At 59.6% G+C, this 19849-nt stretch carries 21 protein-coding genes; 11 read left to right on the forward strand and 10 right to left on the reverse strand.

Going from position 1 to position 19849, the window contains the following annotated elements; all coding sequences use genetic code 11:
• Position 1: 1 nt before the first annotated feature.
• The 3 genes from modB to GKKCFE_RS09015 all read right to left on the reverse strand — a co-directional run bounded on the left by modB (position 2) and on the right by GKKCFE_RS09015 (position 3114).
• Positions 2–682 carry a molybdate ABC transporter permease subunit gene (gene modB, locus GKKCFE_RS09005; RefSeq protein ID WP_047227648.1) on the reverse strand — a complete coding sequence of 227 codons (681 nt, stop codon included), beginning with the start codon at positions 680–682 and terminating at the stop codon, positions 2–4.
• Positions 683–1435: a molybdate ABC transporter substrate-binding protein gene (gene modA, locus GKKCFE_RS09010; protein ID WP_445577754.1), complete on the reverse strand. Its 753-nt coding sequence runs from the start codon at positions 1433–1435 to the stop codon at positions 683–685.
• 611 nt (positions 1436–2046) lie between these two features.
• Positions 2047–3114, reverse strand: a complete 1068-nt coding sequence (locus tag GKKCFE_RS09015) for an NAD(P)H-dependent flavin oxidoreductase (protein WP_445577755.1) — start codon at positions 3112–3114, stop codon at positions 2047–2049.
• A gap of 149 nt (positions 3115–3263) precedes the next feature.
• Between GKKCFE_RS09015 and GKKCFE_RS09020 the strand changes: the two genes are divergently transcribed.
• Positions 3264–3752 (forward strand): GyrI-like domain-containing protein, encoded by a 489-nt coding sequence (locus GKKCFE_RS09020; RefSeq protein ID WP_188252373.1) that lies wholly within the window; start codon positions 3264–3266, stop codon positions 3750–3752.
• Here the strand turns inward: GKKCFE_RS09020 and ada are convergent.
• From ada to GKKCFE_RS09035, 3 genes are all read right to left on the reverse strand, one after another.
• Positions 3716–4789, reverse strand: a complete 1074-nt coding sequence (gene ada / locus GKKCFE_RS09025; RefSeq protein ID WP_047227644.1) for a bifunctional DNA-binding transcriptional regulator/O6-methylguanine-DNA methyltransferase Ada — start codon at positions 4787–4789, stop codon at positions 3716–3718. The two genes, GKKCFE_RS09020 and ada, sit on opposite strands and share 37 nt — an antisense overlap.
• Positions 4790–4877: 88 nt before the next feature.
• Positions 4878–5558 (reverse strand): DNA oxidative demethylase AlkB, encoded by a 681-nt coding sequence (alkB, locus tag GKKCFE_RS09030; protein WP_409078012.1) that lies wholly within the window; start codon positions 5556–5558, stop codon positions 4878–4880.
• Positions 5545–6273, reverse strand: coding sequence for a 2OG-Fe(II) oxygenase (locus GKKCFE_RS09035; RefSeq protein ID WP_139050584.1), 729 nt, complete (start codon positions 6271–6273; stop codon positions 5545–5547). The genes alkB and GKKCFE_RS09035 overlap by 14 nt, the downstream gene beginning before the upstream one ends.
• Positions 6274–6509: 236 nt before the next feature.
• Here GKKCFE_RS09035 and GKKCFE_RS09040 point away from each other — a divergent pair, with 236 nt between their 5' ends.
• From GKKCFE_RS09040 to GKKCFE_RS09065, 6 genes are all read left to right on the forward strand, one after another.
• Complete coding sequence (locus GKKCFE_RS09040; RefSeq protein ID WP_139050583.1) at positions 6510–7952, forward strand: hypothetical protein; 1443 nt, start codon at positions 6510–6512, stop codon at positions 7950–7952.
• Between the two features lie 142 nt (positions 7953–8094).
• Positions 8095–9696, forward strand: a complete 1602-nt coding sequence (locus tag GKKCFE_RS09045; protein WP_445577756.1) for a hypothetical protein — start codon at positions 8095–8097, stop codon at positions 9694–9696.
• Positions 9697–9720: 24 nt separating this feature from the next.
• A complete protein-coding gene (locus tag GKKCFE_RS09050; protein WP_445577757.1) occupies positions 9721–11064 on the forward strand; it encodes a hypothetical protein in 1344 nt (447 codons plus the stop codon).
• Between the two features lie 344 nt (positions 11065–11408).
• Positions 11409–11768 (forward strand): DUF6124 family protein, encoded by a 360-nt coding sequence (locus GKKCFE_RS09055; protein ID WP_419417383.1) that lies wholly within the window; start codon positions 11409–11411, stop codon positions 11766–11768.
• Positions 11769–12016: 248 nt separating this feature from the next.
• Positions 12017–13078 carry a hypothetical protein gene (locus GKKCFE_RS09060; RefSeq protein ID WP_445577758.1) on the forward strand — a complete coding sequence of 354 codons (1062 nt, stop codon included), beginning with the start codon at positions 12017–12019 and terminating at the stop codon, positions 13076–13078.
• A gap of 411 nt (positions 13079–13489) precedes the next feature.
• Entirely contained in the window at positions 13490–14743 is a 1254-nt protein-coding gene (locus GKKCFE_RS09065) for a hypothetical protein (protein WP_445577759.1), read from the forward strand.
• A gap of 201 nt (positions 14744–14944) precedes the next feature.
• Here GKKCFE_RS09065 and GKKCFE_RS09070 read toward each other — a convergent pair whose 3' ends face one another.
• Both GKKCFE_RS09070 and GKKCFE_RS09075 read right to left on the reverse strand, forming a co-directional pair.
• Positions 14945–15115 carry a hypothetical protein gene (locus GKKCFE_RS09070; protein ID WP_171061392.1) on the reverse strand — a complete coding sequence of 57 codons (171 nt, stop codon included), beginning with the start codon at positions 15113–15115 and terminating at the stop codon, positions 14945–14947.
• A gap of 27 nt (positions 15116–15142) precedes the next feature.
• Positions 15143–15445 carry a DUF1883 domain-containing protein gene (locus GKKCFE_RS09075; protein ID WP_003182962.1) on the reverse strand — a complete coding sequence of 101 codons (303 nt, stop codon included), beginning with the start codon at positions 15443–15445 and terminating at the stop codon, positions 15143–15145.
• A gap of 199 nt (positions 15446–15644) precedes the next feature.
• Here GKKCFE_RS09075 and GKKCFE_RS09080 point away from each other — a divergent pair, with 199 nt between their 5' ends.
• A complete protein-coding gene (locus GKKCFE_RS09080; RefSeq protein ID WP_139050581.1) occupies positions 15645–15995 on the forward strand; it encodes a hypothetical protein in 351 nt (116 codons plus the stop codon).
• A 109-nt stretch (positions 15996–16104) separates the two neighbouring features.
• A complete protein-coding gene (locus tag GKKCFE_RS09085) occupies positions 16105–16335 on the forward strand; it encodes a hypothetical protein (protein WP_047227641.1) in 231 nt (76 codons plus the stop codon).
• Positions 16336–16351: 16 nt separating this feature from the next.
• On the opposite strand, the gene GKKCFE_RS09090 is transcribed toward GKKCFE_RS09085, so the two are convergent.
• Both GKKCFE_RS09090 and GKKCFE_RS09095 read right to left on the reverse strand, forming a co-directional pair.
• Positions 16352–16633: a hypothetical protein gene (locus GKKCFE_RS09090; protein WP_047227640.1), complete on the reverse strand. Its 282-nt coding sequence runs from the start codon at positions 16631–16633 to the stop codon at positions 16352–16354.
• A gap of 116 nt (positions 16634–16749) precedes the next feature.
• On the reverse strand, positions 16750–16965 hold the full coding sequence (locus GKKCFE_RS09095; protein ID WP_047227639.1) for a hypothetical protein: 216 nt from the start codon (positions 16963–16965) through the stop codon (positions 16750–16752).
• A gap of 233 nt (positions 16966–17198) precedes the next feature.
• Here GKKCFE_RS09095 and galU point away from each other — a divergent pair, with 233 nt between their 5' ends.
• Both galU and gorA read left to right on the forward strand, forming a co-directional pair.
• Positions 17199–18038, forward strand: a complete 840-nt coding sequence (gene galU / locus GKKCFE_RS09100) for a UTP--glucose-1-phosphate uridylyltransferase GalU (RefSeq protein ID WP_047227638.1) — start codon at positions 17199–17201, stop codon at positions 18036–18038.
• A gap of 305 nt (positions 18039–18343) precedes the next feature.
• On the forward strand, positions 18344–19702 hold the full coding sequence (gene gorA / locus GKKCFE_RS09105; RefSeq protein ID WP_139050580.1) for a glutathione-disulfide reductase: 1359 nt from the start codon (positions 18344–18346) through the stop codon (positions 19700–19702).
• The last annotated feature ends 147 nt before the right edge of the window (positions 19703–19849 follow it).

Genomic DNA, 19849 nt, shown 5'->3' on the forward strand with positions numbered 1-19849 from the left:
ATCAGCTCCAGCCGGCCCGGGTTCGGCGGCTGGAATACAACGCCAGCAGCACAAGAAATGAAAACACCAGCATTGCCGCCGCCAGCCAATGAGCCTGGGCGTACTCCAGGGCTTCGACATGGTCGTAGATCTGCACCGACACCACCCGGGTCTTTTCGGGGATATTGCCGCCGATCATCAGCACCACGCCGAATTCGCCGACGGTATGGGCGAAGCCGAGGATTGCCGCAGTGATGAAACCGGGGCGGGCCAAGGGCAGGATGACACTGAAGAACGTATCCCAGGGACCCGCCCGCAGAGTGGCCGCCACTTCCAGGGGACGACTGCCGATGGCGGAGAATGCGTTCTGCAATGGCTGCACCACAAACGGCATGGAATAGATCACCGAGCCGATCACCAGCCCGGTGAAACTGAAGGTGAGGGTGCCCAGCCCGACGGCCTGGGTGAATTGGCCGATCCAGCCGTTGGGGCCCAGGGCGAGCAACAGGTAAAAGCCGATCACCGTGGGCGGCAGCACCAATGGCAGGGCCACCACCGCGCCCACCGGCCCGCGTAGCCAGGACTGGGTACGTGACAGCCACAGGGCGATGGGCGTGCCGATCAGCAGCAGGATCACCGTGGTCAGCGAGGCCAGTTTCAGGGTCAACCAAATGGCGGCGTAGTCGGCACTGGTCAGTGGCATTTAGGGTTGATAACCGTAGGCTTGGATGATGGCGGTGGCTTTCGGGCCTCTGAGGTAATCCATGAACGCCGAGGCGGCGGCGTTGTTTCGCCCTTTGTTGAGGATCACCGCGTCCTGTTTGATCGGGTCATGCAGCTCGGCGGGGACGATCCATGCCGAACCGCTGGCCACCTTGCCGTCCTTGTACACCTGGGACAAGGCCACGAAGCCGAGTTCTGCGTTGCCGGTTGAAACGAACTGATAAGCCTGGGTGATGTTCTGGCCCTCGACGAGCTTGCCTTTGACTTGCCCGGTCAACCCCAGTTTGTCCAGCACTTGGGTGGCGGCCAAACCGTAGGGCGCGGTTTTCGGGTTGGCGATGGACAGGTGCTGGAAGCCGTTGTCCTTGAGCACCTGGCCCTGGCTGTCGACATAACCGTCCTTGGCCGACCACAGCGCCAGCGTGCCGACCGCATAGGTGAAGCGCGAACCCTTCACGGTGTCGCCTTCGCTTTCGAGCCTGGCCGGGGTGGTGTCGTCGGCGGCGAGGAAGACTTCGAACGGTGCGCCGTTCTTGATCTGGGTGTAGAACTGCCCGGTCGCGCCATAGGCCGCCACCAGCTTGTGGCCAGTGTCTTTCTCGAAGCCTGCGGCGATGGCCTGGACCGGTGCGGTGAAATTGGACGCCACGGCCACCTGAAGCTCATCGGCCTGGACGGCGCCAACGCAAAAGAGTGTAGTCAGCAGCAACGGCGCGAAGCGGGTGAGGTACATAAAGGCTCCGAAAGGTCGGTTTCGCTATATACGGAAATATATAGCGAATGGCCGATAAACGGAATGCGGCATTTTGCGGACGTTGGTGTGAGAGGGCGGCCGCCATCGCGAGCAAGCTCGCTCCCACAGGGGATCATCTGTGGCGAACACACCTCTTTCTGCCACACCAGAACCCATGTGGGAGCGGGCTTGCTCGCGAAGACGGCGGTACATTCAACATTTCTATTGGCTGACCCACCGCTTTCGCGAGCAAGCCCGCTCCCACAGGTCCAGTGGTGTGCCCAGATGTTGTGTTCACCACCGATCCCCTGTGGGAGCGAGCCTGCTCGCGATGGCGCAAAAGAGTGTAGTCAGCAGCAACGGCGCGAAGCGGGTGAGGTGCATAAAGGCTCCGAAAGGTCGGTTTCGCTATATACGGAAATATATAGCGAATGGCCGATAAACGGAACGCGGCATTTTGCGGACGTTGGTGTGAGAGGGCGGCCGCCATCGCGAGCAGGCTCGCTCCCACAGGTCCAGTGGTGTGCCCAGATGTTGTGTTCACCACCGATCCCCTGTGGGAGCGAGCCTGCTCGCGATGGCATTCCAACAGACGATGAGCTCCTTCAGGATCAACCGCGGTTGTTGAATCGGGCCAGTGCCTCTTCGGCCAAGCGCCGGGTCAGCTCCGCGGTCGACAGCTCCCGACCCATGGGGAATGCCTGGCCGGCCCACAGGTTGCTGAAGTCTGCTTCATCCTTGGCGCGCAACGGCAGCAACGCACCGCCAGCCAGGGGGAAGGCCGGCGCTATCGGACTCATCGGCCCGATCTCGCGCATCACCCGGTTGACGATGCCCCGGGCTGGGCGGCCACTGAACAGGTTGGTGACTGCGGTTTGGCTTTCCTTGGCCGTGCGCAGCGCCCGGTGATGGGCCGCGCTGATCTTCGCCTCGGGGGTGAACAGATAGGCGCTGCCCAGTTGTACCGCCGATGCGCCCAGAGCGAACGCCGCGACAATACCCCGCGCATCGCCAATACCGCCCGCAGCGATCACCGGTACGCTCACCGCGTCCACCACCTGGGGCAGCAAGGCAAACAGGCCGACCTGGGTGTTGAGGTCGTCGCTGAGGAACATCCCGCGATGGCCGCCGGCTTCATAGCCCATGGCGATGATCGCGTCACAACCGTGCTGTTCCAGCCAGATGGCTTCCTCGACGGTGGTGGCCGACGACAGGACTTTAGCGCCGGTGGCTTTCACCCGATCCAGCAGGGACTTCTCCGGCAGGCCGAAGTGGAAGCTGACCACTTCAGGACGCATCTGCTCCAGCACCCGGCAGGCTGCATCATCGAACGGCGTGCGGTTGGACACCGGCGTCGGCGCGTCGAAGTCAGCGCCCAGTTCTTCGTAGTAGGGCTTGAGGTGCTGCTTCCAGGCCTCGGCGCGCGGCTCATCGAGCACGGGTGGCTGGTGACAGAAAAAATTCACGTTGAACGGCTTGTCGGTCTGTTCGCTGATCGTCGTCAGCGCCTGGCGCAACTGCTCGACATCCAGCATCGCCGCCGGCATCGAACCCAGCCCGCCGGCATTGCAGGCGGCGATCACCATGGCCGGCCCCGTCACTCCGGCCATCGGCCCCTGGATGATGGGTAGCTCGATGCCAAGCAGGTCAAGAATGCGAGTGTCTGGCCACTGGCTCATGTACGGGTCTCCGACGGCAGAGGGAAAACAGCGTTTTTAGCAGGTGTGACCCGGCCAGGGCCAGTCGAGTTTTTCAATCGGATGCGGCAACTTGATCCCGACGGCGAGCGGGTTACCATGCGCGCTTCATTTCTCAAGGAGCCTGACCCATGGACGTCAAACTCAAGGCAGTCGAACCCTTTACCGTGGCCGGCCTGCAGGTACACACGCGCAACGCTGACGAACAGCAGCCCGACACGGCACGGATCGGTCCGATGTGGCAGCAATTCTTCAGCGAAGGGTTGTTCGACAAGATCCCCGCCAGGCAGTCGGAATCGTTTGTCTACGGGGTCTATTCCAACTATGAATCCGACGCCACCGGCTACTTTGATGTGACGGCCGGGGTGCAGGTGGATGCGACCAGCGCAGGCTACGCCGCCGTGGACATCGAAGGCGGGGATTACCTGATGTTTTCGGCCAAGGGGCCGATGCCCGATTGCGTGATCCAGACCTGGGGCCTGATCTGGGCATATTTCGCGGACAACCCGCAGACGCTGCGCCGCTTCACCACCGATTTCGAGGTCTACAGCGGCCCCGACTCGGTGGCGATCTACATCGGCGTTCAGTCCGCGGACGAGCGCTCCAGCGCCAGCAACTGACGTTTACGCTCCACGCCCCAGCGATAGCCCGACAGGTTGCCGTCGCTGCGCACCACCCGGTGGCAAGGGATCGCCACTGCCAGGCTGTTGGCCCCGCAGGCCTGGGCCACGGCGCGCACGGCTTTAGGCATGCCGATGCGCTGGGCGATCTCGGCATAGCTGGCGGTGCTGCCCGGCGGAATATCCCGCAGGGCCTGCCAGACCCGTTCCTGGAAAGCCGTGCCTTGCAGGTCCAGCGGCAGGTCCAGGCCCAGGGCCGGTGCCTCGATAAAGCCCACCACCTGGGCGATCAATTGCTCGAATTCGCGGTCGGCACCGATCAGGTTGGCGCGGCGAAACTTGTCTTGCAGGTCCCGCACCAGCGCGTCCGGATCGTCCCCCAGCAGGATCGCGCACACACCGCGTTCGCTTTGTGCCACCAGAATCGCCCCGAGGGAACATTGGCCGACGGCGAAACGAATGTCGGTGTTCTGCCCGGCGGCGCGATAATCGGCGGGTTTCATGCCCAGCACTTTGTCGGCGGCTTCATAAAAGCGGCTGTTGGAATTGAAGCCGGCGTCGTACAGCGCTTGGGTGATCGATCCACCATCGCTCAGGCGTTCGCGCACCTTGCGCGAGCGGTGGGCGGCGGCATAACCCTTGGGTGTCAGGCCGGTGACGGCCTTGAACACCCGGTGGAAGTGGAAGGGACTCAAGCCTGCGCTTTGCGCCAGTTCATTGAGCCCAGGCAGTTCTTCGGCAGCCTCGATCTGTCGGCAGGCGGCCGCGACCCGGGCCGCTTGTTGGGCGGCGAGCTGGGTCTGGTCCCTGGCCACTCGCTTGCTGGGACGATACCCCGCCGCCTGGGCCTGTTCCGGCGTGTCGAAAAATTCCACGTTCCGCGGATTGGGCAGGCGCGACAGGCTGCTGGGATGGCAATAGATGCCGGTGGTTTTCACGCCATAGACGAATTGCCCGTCGGCGCGCGGATCCCGGGCGAGCACGGCGGCCCAGCGAGGATCCTGTTCAGCGGTGAGGGTGTTCGAAGTGCTGTTCATGGTCGTTATGTCCATTGGCCCGTTTTGGCTAAGGTAGCGAGCCTGTGAGATGGCAACACTCCGGGTCTTGCGGTTGAATTCTGCACGGTTACCCGGCGGTGCGGAACGTCAGGTTGATCCGCTGGGCGCCCAGCTTCGGATGCTGGCCTTGCTTGAGCGGCAGCACGCCGTGATAACGCAACCGGTCCACGCCGCCCCAGACCACGATGTCGCCGTGGAACAGTGGAACGCGCAGACTTTTGTCGCTGCGCTCGAACCCGCCGAACTGGAAGACTGCCGGCAAGCCCAGGGACATGGAGACGATGGGGGCGCTGAGGCAGCGTTCGTTCTTGTCCTGATGCAGCGACATTCGCGCGCCGGGCACGTAACGGTTGATCAGGCAGGCGTCGGGCTCGAAGTGCTCGAAGTGGGCCTGTCGGGCGGCGGCCTGGGCCAGTTCGCGGAACACCGCTGGCATGTCGGGCCAGGGGTCGCCGGTCTGTGGGTCATGGGCCGTGTAGCGATAGCCAGTGCGGTCGGTGGTCCAGCCCAGCGCGCCGCAACTGCTCAAGGCCACTGACATGGTAAAACCGCCAGGCGTGACCATCTGCCGGAACGGCGCGGCCAGCAACACCGCTTCCAGGGCCGGCAGCAAACGTTCGAGCCAGGGCAGGGCGAAACCGCGCAACACAAACGCTTGCTCGCCGATCTGTTCGGTCAGGCCGGGTGTCGTCGGCGTCTCGTCGGCGAACAGGTCCAGCGTGATAGGGGTGTCGTCACTGCGCATCATGAAAAATGATTCCAAGTGTATGCCGGCTACCGCTGTGCACGCGGCTGACGCCATGGCGCATGTTCACCCGATAATAACCGCGAACGCCTTTGACCGGCCGTTGATGCACGGCAAATACCAGCGCATCGCCCTGTTTCAGATCGATAACCTGCGCACGTGACTGCATGCGCGGACGCTGCTCCGTGAGAACGAACTCGCCGCCGGTAAAGTCCTGGCCCGGTTCCGACAGCAGAATCGCCACCTGCAACGGGAATACGTGCTCGCCGTACAGGTCCTGATGCAGGCAGTTGTAGTCCTGCGGGCCGTATTGCAGCAACAACGGCGTAGGACGCCGTTGCCCGGCGGTGTGACAGCGTTCAATGAAAGCCGGATGCTCGTAGGGGTAGCGCACCTCAAGGCCCATGCATTCGTTCCAGCGATTGGCCAGCGGCACCAGCGCCGGGTACAACGACTGTCGCAATTGCTCGACGACATCGGGCAGCGGATAGCGAAAATACTGATACTCCCCGCGCCCGAATCCGTGGCGGGCCATGATCACCTTCGAACGGAAAAGGTTGGGTTCGGCGTATAGGCCACTGAGCATCCTGCATTGCTCGGCCGTAAGCAGGTTGCGGATGATTGCGCTGCCGTCCTGGTCGAGGTTTTGTTCCAGGGAGGGCCAGTCGAGGGTGTTTACGCGCTGGGCCAGCGAGAGTGTGTGCGGGGTAGGGGGCATGATCGCAACCTTGGCAGAGAGGAAGGAGCAGTCTGGCAAGCGCCCGGGCGGTCGCCACTCCGGGGCTTGCGGTCAATGTCTGTCGAAGGGGCTGGCGATCTTGCGCGGAAGCCAAGCACAGGCTTGCATCCGACCAGTGACCTCTTTTTTCATTGCCACCTGTAACTTCTGACAGTAGCCAATTCCCTTTTCACGGTGCCCAATAACGTTATCGTTAATCCTGACCGGAGTTCGCCATGACTCGTCCCCCATCTGAAGCTCCCAACGACGGCAGCATCGCCGCGGACTCCACTGTTGAAATATCCGATAATGGCGACTCCAAGGGTACGTTCACCGCCACCAATGGCACCTGGACCACTACTCCCATTAGCGTGGCGCCCGGTGCTCACAGTTTTACTGCCCAAGCCAAATACGGCAGCGAGCCTGTGTCAGCGGCGCGAACCTTTAATGTCATTACCCTGACCGATCAGCATAAACCGTATATCCAGCAAGCCGAGAACAATGGCAGTGGCATGACGCTTGATCTGGGCACTTTTTCCGGTGATGCAACGGTCAAGGCTATCGCCTGGCCGGGTATCGCGCTTGGGCAGAAAGTCTGGTTGAGCTGCCGCGGCAAAAAGACCAATGGTGATGATCATGTCATCACCCTTTACACAGCGTGGCCCGTTGGTGATCCGGAGCTGACTGTTGGACTTTCCAGAACGCTGGCGCGCGCGGATCTGGAATTACTGGGGGATAACACTGGGTTGACGGTGGAGCTCAAGGTCCAGTTCAACGGTTCCACCGTGGAAGATGGCGCCGCTGTCTTCCCGCTCCGGACTTATGCGATCAAGACGGTGGAGGTGGTTGCGCCAACCCTCATCGATATCACCGACTCCAAGGGGACTGTGGTTGACGGGACAACGACCGAGACCAGCGTGACCGTTACCGGTACGGGCAGCAAAGGCCAGCAGATTCAGTTGATGGACGGTAATAGCGCTATTGGCGATGCTGTTGATATTCCCGCCAACACTACAACTTGGGACACCACGCTTACCGGGCTGGACGCCAAGGCCTATAGCCTGAAGGCCAAGGCCCTCTACGGTAGCGGTCAGGAGTCGGCGGTAAAAGGCTTCACCGTAGTGAGACCCATAACGATAGATCCGACACAGATGGTCCTGTCCACCTGGACCTTCTTGAGCAGTACGGGAGCCGTGCCGCCCAATCCTTACGAGGGCGCATATGGTTATCGCCAGCCCACCGGCGGCGTGCCTCCTTATCAATACAGCTCAAGCGCTCCTAATATTGCCCATGTTGATGTGAATACCGGAAAAGTCACTTCCTTTGGCAACGGTGCAGCCATCATTTACGCCGTGGATAAGAACGGTGAGCACGCGTCCTATCCGGTTGCTGTATCCAATGTGTTCGTGGCCTTCGGGACGGGCATTAATGGCACCTATAAGCAGTGTAGCGCTGCGGCGAGCGCTCAAGGGGGACGGATTCCGACACGCGATGAATGGCATCGAATGAGGCTGGACTACAACGGTCTCCCCGGCGTCAGTCCCAATTGGACATGGTCATCGACTACGTGGGGCATTGCCTATATGTACGGTATCCAAACCGAGACAGGCGCGGAAATGGCACTTGAATATGTGTTGGGTAATAGTCGGGCGGATGGCTTTGGCATTAGAGCGAAATAGCGTTTGTTTCGTGTCGATCAGGCGGTTCATCCGTTCGTCTTAAATCTATGCATACCTGTTAGTTCTGACAGTAGCCAGCACCCATATTTCGGAGGTCTGATAACCCCACAGTCCAGTGCTTCAGAACAAGGGGAATCCGATCATGACCGATTCATCAACACCCGCCGTCCAACCCAGAGTCCTGGACGACCCTTTGCTGCCCGATGCCACGGATCCCGTCGTAGGCGGCGATTTCGGCATTCCCAAACGTATTTATGATGAAGCACCCCGCGGTTGCAAAGTGGTGGTTGATGCTTTGGTCGGTCAAGTGGGCGGCGAGAGGATTTCGCTCAACTTGAACGGCCTCGAGGATCTGGACAGCGGATACACGCAGGGCCCCCATGACTCGGTCGAGTTGCATCTCCCACCCGGGTTTCTTTTGCATAACGCGGTCAATCGACTGACTTACACCGTGGCAAGTCGTGGCGGAGCCCCTGAAACCTCCACGCCTCCACTGGAGCTGTTGTACAACCTGATCCGCCCCGGTAACGTGGATCGGTCGCCGGGCGAGCCTGGGCATTCCGAGCTGGTGTTGTTGCTACCGGACGAAATCAAGAATGGTGTAGGCCCGGGCTTCACCAGGGCGACGGTGTGCGTGAGCTATCCGTATTGCCGGGCCTACGACACCATTCGCCTCAATTGCAACGGCAAGGAGCTGACTCGCGGGGTACTGGAAACCGAGGCGCCCGAGCCGCCGAACCATGGCTCGCCGACACCGACCACGATTTGTTTTGATGTCACTAGCGCCGACCTGGGCGCTGACCATCCCGAATTCGTATTCTCCTTCACGGTTACCGACCAGCTGGGCAACACCCCCGATCTCAATTCACCGTATTCGGCCGAACAGCTCGTGGACGTGGACCAGGCCGGCAGCAGGCTGCCGATGCCGATCCTGCGGGAAGTTCTCACCGATACCGGTGATGACCCGAGCATCATCGATCTCGACAAACTGGGTACCAATCCTTTGCTGTTCGTGGTCTTGACCGCCGACCCGCGTATTCTGCCCGGAGACTCGATCGAGGGGACATACGTGGTGAGGGTAGCGGGCCAACCGAATATCACGGTGCCGGTGTCGGGCACCGTTGAAACGGATGGTTTCGGGCAGAAGCAGGTGTGCATTCTGGAGGTCCCTAACGACAAGGTCATTGCCGGGAGTTCGGTGCAAGCGTCGTACAGGGTGTTCAGGGGTATTCCGTTGGTGGGTTCTTCAAGAACCGCATTTGCGACCGTCATCGGGGTATCACAGGACCTGCTTCCCCCGACCATTGACGAGGCCCTGGGCGACCAGCTCGACCCTGCCAATACGCCCAACGGCGCCACGGTGCGGATACCGGCCGAGGTCAATCTGCTGGAGGGTGATTCTGGAGAAGTGCGCTGGGTAGGACTACCCGGTGCGGGCAGCATCAACGTGCCGTTTACCATTTCAGCCAGCGAAGCTGGGCAGGCCAAGACCGTGCCCGTGCCGAAGTCGGTGGTGGAGGCGAATATCGATCAGACCATCACGTTGGACTACATGCTGCGGCGTCAGGGAGGGTCGCCTCTACCTTCGGATCCGGCGGTCTATGACATACGGCGGCAGGTGGGTTCTGGACAGTTGTTGGTCATGGGTGCGCGTAGTGTGTTTTTCAAACATTGGGCAACCAGCGAGATACGCCAGCTGACGGCATTGGATTCAACGACGCGCAAGCCACGCGAGGCGCTGTGACAGTACGACGGGGACAGCGAAAGTGTGAATGCAAGCCACTTTCCGGATACCCAACCATCAAAATTGCTGCACGTGCGCAGTGGTAATGATTGGGTTCGTATCAATCCCGTTAATGTCTTCAGCAATGGCAACAATGTGTACACCGACCACATGGCGCCCTATGCCGCTTTTGTGGCTCGCCGTGACAGTGGTCATCTGGTCGGATGGGGCATGGCACTGTATGGCGGTGATATCCCGTCGACAATCAGGACCTTCACCGACATTGTCGAAGTCGCTGGTTCGGCCTTTTCCTTTGCAGCGTTGCGCGCCAATGGCCATGTGGTTGCCTGGGGCAGTTCAGTGCATGGTGGAGAGGTACCGGAGTCGATCGCCAGGCTCAAAGATATCAATGCGGTATACGCTAACGCTTACGGGTTTGCGGCGCGGCGCACCGATGGCAGATTGGTTGCTTGGGGTGATGAGAGATTTGGTGGCGCGCTGCCAGGGCCCATCGAGGCACTGGCTGGCATTGATGAGGTCATAGGAGCCCACTGGACCTTTGCTGCGCGCCGCACCAATGGTCAGGTGGTCGCCTGGGGTCCTGCTTTTGCAGGCGGCACGGTGCCGAACGACCCCCAATACAACAACGTAGAACGGGTAGTAGCCTCGGCCGCGGCTTTTGCAGCACTGCGTACCGATGACAGTGTGGTCGCGTGGGGCCATGCCGGCGGAGGCGGTGAGGTGCCGCGCGACATCGCCACGCTCGACGACATCATCGACGTAGCCGCCACCCATGTGGACGCTAATGCCGATCTCGACCACGGCGCCTTTGCCGCACTCCGTGCCAACGGGCATGTGGTCGCGTGGGGCCATCCATCTCTAGGTGGATCAGTGCCTCAGGATATCGCCGAGCTGAACGACATCTTACAGCTGACATCCAGCTCGGGGGCCTTTGCTGCGTTACAGGCCGATGGACATGTAGTTGCCTGGGGCCTCCCGGAATATGGCGCAGCGGTGCCGGGGCCGATCCTCACACTTGATAACATCGTGCAAGTGACCTCCACACGAGGCGCTTTTGCTGCCCTGCTGGCCGACGGCACAGTGGTGGCATGGGGGCTTACGGCCTGGGGCGGCGACACTGGGGCAGTGGCTGATCAGCTCTTCGACGTTCAAGCTGTCTACGCCAACAATCAGGCATTTACGGCGCTGACAAACGATGGACGCGTGGTCACTTGGGGCTTGGCCGATGCTGGCGGCAACAGCGACGCTGTTCAGAACCAACTGCGCGGTCAAGTTTCTTACTACGCCACCGCGGCATCACGCGGTGCAGCGCTCAAACGTCAGGCCCGCAGCCGAGAAGCAGAAGCGACTGAAGGAATAATCCACTAAGCCGGTAAGAGGCCCTGTGCGCCCAGCCCTCAAGCCACAGATTCTTGCGCCATTGCCTACAACTGCGCCAGAATCCGCCGGCTTGTGCGCCTTGGGGTCGGGCTTTATCGTTTCCTGGTCGCTGATGAATCAGCGATCGGGTTTAGCAGCTCGAACCATCAAGGCACGCCAGTGTCGCCATTGATCAGTCGATCATCTTCGGCTGGTCAGCATTATGGCGGCTATGCGTGGGGCACTTCGGTGCGCCGGGTTCCTTGATGCCTGGTCTGCTAACCCGCGTACAGCCGCCACCTTCTTCGTTTAGCAGCGATGGATGACGGCTCCACTCATCAAGGAGTTTCATCATGTTCAAAGTAACCCCCAACCCACCAGACACCGCCCCGTCATCCCCCTGTGACACTCTCGATTCAAAAGCATTCGACCAAGCCGCCGAACGCGCCCTCGACTTTTACCTGAAACCCAAACCGACCCAACCCGAAACTGATCCGCCTCCAGGCCAACTCTTCACTGTCGTCAACGGCGTCGACACCGAATGCCTGCTCGCCAACCTGCGCGAAACCCTGGCTTCGGCCGACGCCATGATCAGCGATTTGGCCTTCGAGCTGGACGGCTCGCGACGGCATGTGGCGCTGGGTATTCAGCAATTGATCGAACTGGGCGGATTGCTGGCAAACCGCGCGCTGGATAACGTCGACCCGCGCTAGTCGACACAGTGCATCCTGTGGCGAGGGAGCTTGCTCCCGCTGGGCAGAGCAGCCGTCCCCAAAATGGCCTGATGCGCTTTTCAGACACACCGCGTCAACTGGGCTTTACGACATCTGCGCCACTGAGCGGGAGCAAGCTCCCGCTTGTCTGAACTGTTATTTCTTACAGGTTATTCCTCAGGACTTCTCTCCTAGATTCGTGGTGGACGGTCATCTGCCATGGCTGCTTCGTAAAACAGGAGATTAAGATGATCACGTTCATCAACCTGGAAGAAAGAAACCGAATTGCCGATGCATTGCGCCGGAATCAGGCACCTTTAGGTGCAGCTTCAATTGACGAAGCCGTAGATGGAAAGATCTCATATGCCGATCTGGAGAAGGGGCTGACCATTCGCTTTCCCTTTACTGAGGGAATGCGGGAGGGTGGTCGATATCACGTGAAAATTTCTGCAGAGGATCGCCTACAAGGATTTGGCCAGCTCGGAACAATCCCGGAGGAAAATAAGGACACTACAGTAGAAGTGCCGGCTGATCGGGCGCTGGCTTTTCGAGGGCAGCAGATTGAGCTGTCCTGGGACTATCTTGAATACCCGCCTGAAGAGGGTGCCTCACCAGTGACGCAACTCTCGGTAGAGGGATTGATATACAAACCTTTGGTGGATGAGGCTGTCGGTGGGGAGATTCCGTCATCGGCACTTTCGCAAGGGGTAAATCTACGAATCAGAGCTGCGTCATCACTCACACCGGGGGCTCTCGTTTCCATCTATTGGTGGGGCTCCAGCGCAGATGCCTGTTTCGTCAAACATCTGGTTATCGGCCCAGGGCCGATCGAAGATCTGGTTTTGCCTGTCGGGCCTGTTTATCTGACACCGACCAAGAATGGAAAGGTCCGAGTTATCTATACGGTGCAATCAACGACGGCAACTCTAACATCTCCTCTCCTTGGGCTCACGGTCGGCGGTGACTTGGCTGTCCCTGAGGGGGTCTATGTACAAAGGCCAGAGGTGCGTTCGGGGGCTCTTCTTCCGCCGATCACTGAAAGCGGCCGTATTCCAATGCGGCTCAAGACCCAAGGAATGGTTCCTGGAGATGTGGCGATACTATTTTTCGTTGGTAGTTTCCTCGGCACTGAATTTGTGCTGCGTCATGAGGTAAAGCCCTCGGACATTGCCGCAGGTCAAATAGTGCTTGGCGTGCCGGCTTCTTATTCATCGTTAGGACCGGGTGTCTGGGCCTGGAGTATGGTCCACCGTCTGGCGGGAGGTGCCGGGGGTTCTCCTGACCTACTCTTGAGCCTGATTCAAGAATAGAGACCGACACCTCAAAGCGACTGGCTGCCACCGATTTAGATCGTTTCCACGATCTGAGTATGCTCCGAGTGGGAACGATCAAACGTCGATCCACGCTAGTCGGCTCGCCATTCCTCTGTAGCGAGAGAGTTTACCCCGCGGGGTGGTGCAACTGTCCCAAATGAGCCTGACACAATCTTCCAAGTGGACCACGTCAGCAGGCTTTACCACGGCTTCGCCGCTGAGCAGGAGCAAGTTCCCTCGACACAGAAGTCGGCACTCCGAGCAAAATCCGCGTGTTCATCAGCCAATCCACTCCAACCGTTCGTCTCAACCCGCTCTAACCTGTTAGTTCTGACAGTAGCCAGCACCCATATTTCGGAGGTCTGATAACCCCACAGTCCAGTGCTTCAGAACAAGGGGAATCCGATCATGACCGATTCATCAACACCCGCCGTCCAACCCAGAGTCCTGGACGACCCTTTGCTGCCCGATGCCACGGATCCCGTCGTAGGCGGCGATTTCGGCATTCCCAAACGTATTTATGATGAAGCACCCCGCGGTTGCAAAGTGGTGGTTGATGCTTTGGTCGGTCAAGTGGGCGGCGAGAGGATTTCGCTCAACTTGAACGGCCTCGAGGATCTGGACAGCGGATACACGCAGGGCCCCCATGACTCGGTCGAGTTGCATCTCCCACCCGGGTTTCTTTTGCATAACGCGGTCAATCGACTGACTTACACCGTGGCAAGTCGTGGCGGAGCCCCTGAAACCTCCACGCCTCCACTGGAGCTGTTGTACAACCTGATCCGCCCCGGTAACGTGGATCGGTCGCCGGGCGAGCCTGGGCATTCCGAGCTGGTGTTGTTGCTACCGGACGAAATCAAGAATGGTGTAGGCCCGGGCTTCACCAGGGCGACGGTGTGCGTGAGTTACCCGTATTGCCGGGCCTACGACACCATTCGCCTCAATTGCAACGGCAAGGAGCTGACTCGCAGGGTACTGGAAACCGAGGCGCCCGAGCCGCCGGACCATGGCTCGCCGACACCGACCACGATTTGTTTCGATGTCACCAGCGCCGACCTGGGCGCTGACCATCCCGAATTTGTATTCTCCTTCACGGTTACCGACCAGCTGGGCAACACCCCCGATCTCAATTCACCGTATTCGGCCGAACAGCTCGTGGACGTGGACCAGGCCGGCAGCAGGCTGCCGATGCCGATCCTGCGGGAAGTTCTCACCGATACCGGTGATGACCCGAGCATCATCGATCTCGACAAACTGGGTACCAATCCTTTGCTGTTCGTGGTCTTGACCGCCGACCCGCGTATTCTGCCCGGAGACTCGATCGAGGGGACATACGTGGTGAGGGTAGCGGGCCAACCGAATATCACGGTGCCGGTGTCGGGCACCGTTGAAACGGATGGTTTCGGGCAGAAGCAGGTGTGCATTCTGGAGGTCCCTAACGACAAGGTCATTGCCGGGAGTTCGGTGCAAGCGTCGTACAGGGTGTTCAGGGGTATTCCGTTGGTGGGTTCTTCAAGAACCGCATTTGCGACCGTCATTGGCCAGGGCGCTCCCGATGTTGAACCGGTCATCACCCGGATAGAGGACTCCAAAGGCAATGAGATCCCAGAGGGTGGGATCACCGTCGATACCCTCGTGAAGCTTACCGGTACTGCTCGCTAAGGTCGCAAATGGGGTGAGGGCGCTTGCGGTTTTACGTCTGATGCGCTGCCGGGGGGAGCAAGCGTCATAAGGACGTTCTGTGGCGAGGGGATTTATCCCCGTTGGGCCGCGAAGCGGCCCCAGACCTGCTGCGCAGCCGAGCGGGGCGGTGCGACGTTTCGATAAATCCCCTCGCCACATACACCGGGGGAGCGCAGCTTGTTAAAGCGCTTTGCTGACTTTGACATCGCTGATCACATCATCGGTCTGGCCATGCATCGCCTGCAGCGCTGCCATGGCTTCGTCCACTGTGCCGGTCTCCAGTTGCGCGAATTCGAAGCGGCGTTCGCCGTTGAGCTTGTAATTGATGACGTATTTGGTTGTCTGGGCCACGGTTTTGCCTGTCTTGAAGGGCGATGCTCAGCTCAGTTTCGAGCTGGAACGCCGGATGATTTTGATTTTGTGGGTCAGGGTCGGCTTGCGCGTGACGCTGATGGCACGGCGGTTGACGGTGTCGATGGTGATGTTCCAGAAACCGGTGCTCGGTGCGGTGATCCTGGCCGGGAACGTGTCGAACGCGCCGCCGTGATAAGTGTGCCGGCCGCCGTTCTTGAAGCTGCGGAAGTTGGCGTCGTTCATCAAGCGGATGTTGCACATTTGAGAGCATTCGATGACGACGATATCGTCTTCGTTGAGGTGTTCGCGCTGGTGTATGAATTTCATGGGCGCCTCCAGAAGGGCTTTTTCTACCAAATCAAAACGATAGCAAGGTCAATGCTGCGCAGTTTATCAGCACCGGATGCTAATATCCGGCCTGCGCCCCACGCTTTGTTCATTTATCGCAGGATGCGCAAAAAAAGACGCAGGACGCTGGAGAAAAGCAGCGTTTGCATTGTCGGAGGATCTTTATCGGAGGAATCATATGAAGCGCAGCGTGTGGGTGTTGGCATTGGCCATGAGTGGATGTGCATCGGTATCGGACATCAACCAGACGCCGCCCACCATGAATGTCATCTCCGGAAAGAAACCTCAGGAATATGCCAAGTGCGTCGCTGACAAGCTGGCCAGCACCCGTGGTCCGCTGCAAATGGAACCTCACAAGAATGGCGTGCGCTTGATCGTCCCCGGCAAGTTGTCGACGCTGCCGGCGGCGGTGTTCGACATTGACGAGCGCTCCAGTGGCAGCAGCATCAAGCTGCACGAAAGCCTGTCCAACGTGCCCGTGCGTCCGGGTGATGTGCAGGATGCGGCCAACGCCTGCATTTCCGGTTGAGCCCGGGCTCGGCCTGACGAGCAGGCCGGGCATCGGATAAACTGCTGCCCTCGACAATAAATGCCGCCACGGTCGACGTTGGCGGCATTGTCATTTATGGAGTCAGTCGATGAAGCGCGAGCAGGTGCGTGAGCGCCATGCAGAAGGTCTTATCTGCGCCACCCATGTGATTCAGAACCCGGCGACCCCGGGGGAGTGGATCGTCTTTTTCAAGAAAAGCGCAGGACGCAGCTTTTTTCTGGTGGACGACCAGGACGAAGTTGAATCCTTCAGCCGCCTCGATGACCTGATCGAGATCATCCGCGGCCTGGGGATCAAGTTCGCCGAGATCCACATCTGAGCGTCAGACCACGGGTTTATTTACACACCACCAGGACGCTGCGGCTGGTGAAGTTGCCGACATCCACACCCAGGGTCTTGTCGCTTTCCTTGGCTTGCGGCGTGCCATCGGTACCCACGATGCGGTAGCCGGTGCCGGCACAGGAGGCGTCAGCCTTTTCATAACAGGTGGCCCAGGAGTTCGCTTCGCCCGAGCAATCGATGGTCAGGCCTTGTTCGCCGGTGTTCAGGTAGGTTTTTTCGGCTGTGGCACAGCCCGCCAGGGCCAGGACTGCAAACAGCGCCAGAAATTTTTTCATGGAATCGTCATCGAGAAGGAAGGGGCTGGCGCGAGGTTATAGCGAATGGCCATTTCGGTACAGATAAACAAAGCCCCGTTCCATGTCCAGGCGACATTTACTTGAGGCTTGTCTCGTTACTTTTTACGACGGGGGCTGCGCGCTGGAGCCGTTTCACGCTCTTTGGTTGCCGGGGCAGCGCGCTCGTCCTGAAACACGGCGGCCACTTCCACCGCCATCGCTTTGCTGGGCAAGGGGCCGGCGACCTGTTCACCGTGGTAGTTGATGATCCACCACTGACCGTCTTTGTCCTGGCTGACCGAATAACCGTTTGCGTTTTTTGTTGCCGACATCTAACTGCCTCATTGGCGGGATCAAGAGCGCCATGATACGTCAAATGCTCGCAAACAGCGCCCATGAGCGTACAGTGAGACCGCCTGGCCATCGCAATGAAAGATGATTGAACTATCCGCCATTTTTTATTTCTCTATGATGGCATCGGTTGGCCAGCTTGGGCATTGTAAGGTGCCTATGGCCTGATTAGACTGCGCCGAAACTCGTACACACCGCCTTTTCAAGGACTTATATGATCAAGAAATGCTTGTTCCCAGCAGCCGGTTACGGTACTCGCTTCCTGCCAGCGACTAAAGCCATGCCCAAAGAAATGCTGCCGGTGGTGAACAAGCCACTGATCCAGTACGGCGTCGAAGAGGCCCTTGCTGCGGGCTTGACGGAAATCTCCATCGTCACTGGCCGCGGCAAGCGCGCCCTGGAAGACCATTTCGACATCAGCTACGAGCTGGAAAACCAGATCAAGGGCACCGACAAAGAGAAGTACCTGGTCGGCATCCGCAAACTGCTGGACGAATGTTCGTTCTCCTACACCCGCCAGACCGAAATGAAAGGCCTGGGCCACGCGATCCTGACCGGTCGCCCACTGATTGGTGACGAACCTTTCGCCGTGGTCCTGGCGGACGACCTGTGCGTCAACCTCGAAGGCGACGGCGTGTTGACCCAGATGGTCAAGCTGTACAAACAGTTCCGCTGCTCCATCGTGGCTATCCAGGAAGTCGATCCGCAGGAAACCAACAAGTACGGCGTAATCGCCGGCGAAATGATCCGCGACGACATCTACCGCGTCCACAGCATGGTTGAAAAACCAAAGCCTGAAGATGCACCGTCGAACCTGGCGATCATCGGTCGCTACATCCTGACCCCGGACATCTTCGACCTGATCGAACAGACCGAGCCAGGCAAGGGCGGTGAAATCCAGATCACCGACGCCCTGATGAAGCAGGCCCAGAACGGCTGCGTCATGGCCTACAAATTCAAAGGCAAGCGTTTCGACTGCGGTGGCGCCGAAGGCTACATCGACGCGACCAACTTCTGCTTCGAGAACTTCTACAAGACGGGTAAGGCGTACTGATCGCCTGCGCCGCACCTTGAAAAACGCCCCGACTGGTTCGGGGCGTTTTTTTTGTCTGGAAAATGCTCTCACTCCAACAAAACCCCTGTGGGAGCGAGCCTGCTCGCGATGACGCCGGCACATCCAGCATCACCACAAACTGACCCACCGCTATCGCGAGCAGGCTCGCTCCCACAGGTTCTGGCTCAAGTGATCGGTGTTACCCATCTCGCCTGGATTTTTCATTTCCCGCCCCCATAACCATCGCAACGCTGCCTCGCGTGAAAACAGCAGGTATGCTGATGGCCTGCCGAAGGAGATAGAAAATGGCCTACGATTTTGACTTGTATGTGATTGGCGCCGGTTCCGGCGGTGTGCGGGCTGCGCGGTTCGCGGCCGGTTTCGGGGCCAAGGTGGCCGTGGCGGAGAGCCGCTACCTGGGCGGTACCTGCGTGAACGTGGGATGTGTGCCGAAGAAACTGCTGGTCTACGGTGCGCATTATGCCGAGGACCTCGAGCAAGCGTCGGCCTATGGCTGGACGACGGGAGAAGCGAGTTTCGACTGGGCCACGCTGATTGCCAACAAGGATCGGGAAATCAATCGCCTCAACGGGATATACCGCAACCTGCTGGTCAACAGCGGCGTGGTGTTGCACGAGGGCCACGCCAGGCTCACCGGGCCCCATGAGGTCGAGATCAACGGCCAGCGCTACACCGCCGAACACATCATGATCGCCACGGGCGGCTGGCCGGTGATACCGGACATTCCGGGCCGTGAGCACGCGATCAGCTCCAACGAGGCGTTTTTCCTCAAGGAACTGCCCAAGCGCGTCATCGTGGTGGGCGGTGGCTACATTGCCGTGGAGTTCGCCGGAATCTTCCATGGCATGGGCGCGCAGACGTCGTTGCTGTATCGCGGTGAGCTGTTCCTGCGCGGCTTTGATGGCGCCGTACGCAAGCATCTGGCCGAAGAACTGAGCCGTCGAGGCATGGATCTGCAATTCAACGCGGACATCAAACGCATCGAAAAACTGGACGATGGCAGCCTGGAGGTAGAGCTCAAGGATGGCCGCATACTGGCCACCGATTGCGTGTTCTACGCCACCGGCCGGCGGCCGATGCTCGACAATCTCGGCCTTGAACACACCGGCGTCACGCTGGACGAGAAGGGCTTCGTCAAAGTCAACGAAAAGTACGAGACCGCCGAGCCGTCGATCCTGGCCATCGGCGATGTCATCGGTCGCGTACAACTCACCCCCGTCGCCCTGGCTGAGGGCATGGCGGTGGCGCGGCGACTGTTCAAGCCCGAGCAATATCGCCTGGTGGATTACCGGATGATCCCCACGGCTGTGTTCAGCTTGCCGAATATTGGCACGGTCGGCCTGACTGAAGAGCAAGCCAGGGAGGAGGGGAAGGAAGTCCAGGTGTTCGAAAGCCGCTTCCGCCCGATGAAACTGACCCTCACCGACTGCCAGGAGCGCACGCTGATGAAGCTGGTGGTGGATGCCCGCACGGACAAAGTGCTGGGCTGCCACATGGTCGGGCCGGATGCCGGGGAAATCGTCCAGGGGCTTGCCATCGCGCTCAAGGCTGGCGCCACCAAGCGTGATTTCGACGAGACCATCGGCGTACACCCGACTGCCGCCGAGGAATTCGTCACGATGCGAACTCCCGTAGCGTCCTGATCCTTGGGACTCACCTATGGCGAGCGAGCCCGCTCGCCATATTAGGTTTTCTTCTATCTATTAAGCGGCTGATAGCCAAAACCAATCATTCACATCAGGTTTGCCAATGAGCCTGCCGGGGGATGAGTGGTTAAGATTCACCCCATC

Source organism: Pseudomonas sp. E141 (genome assembly GCF_052659885.1).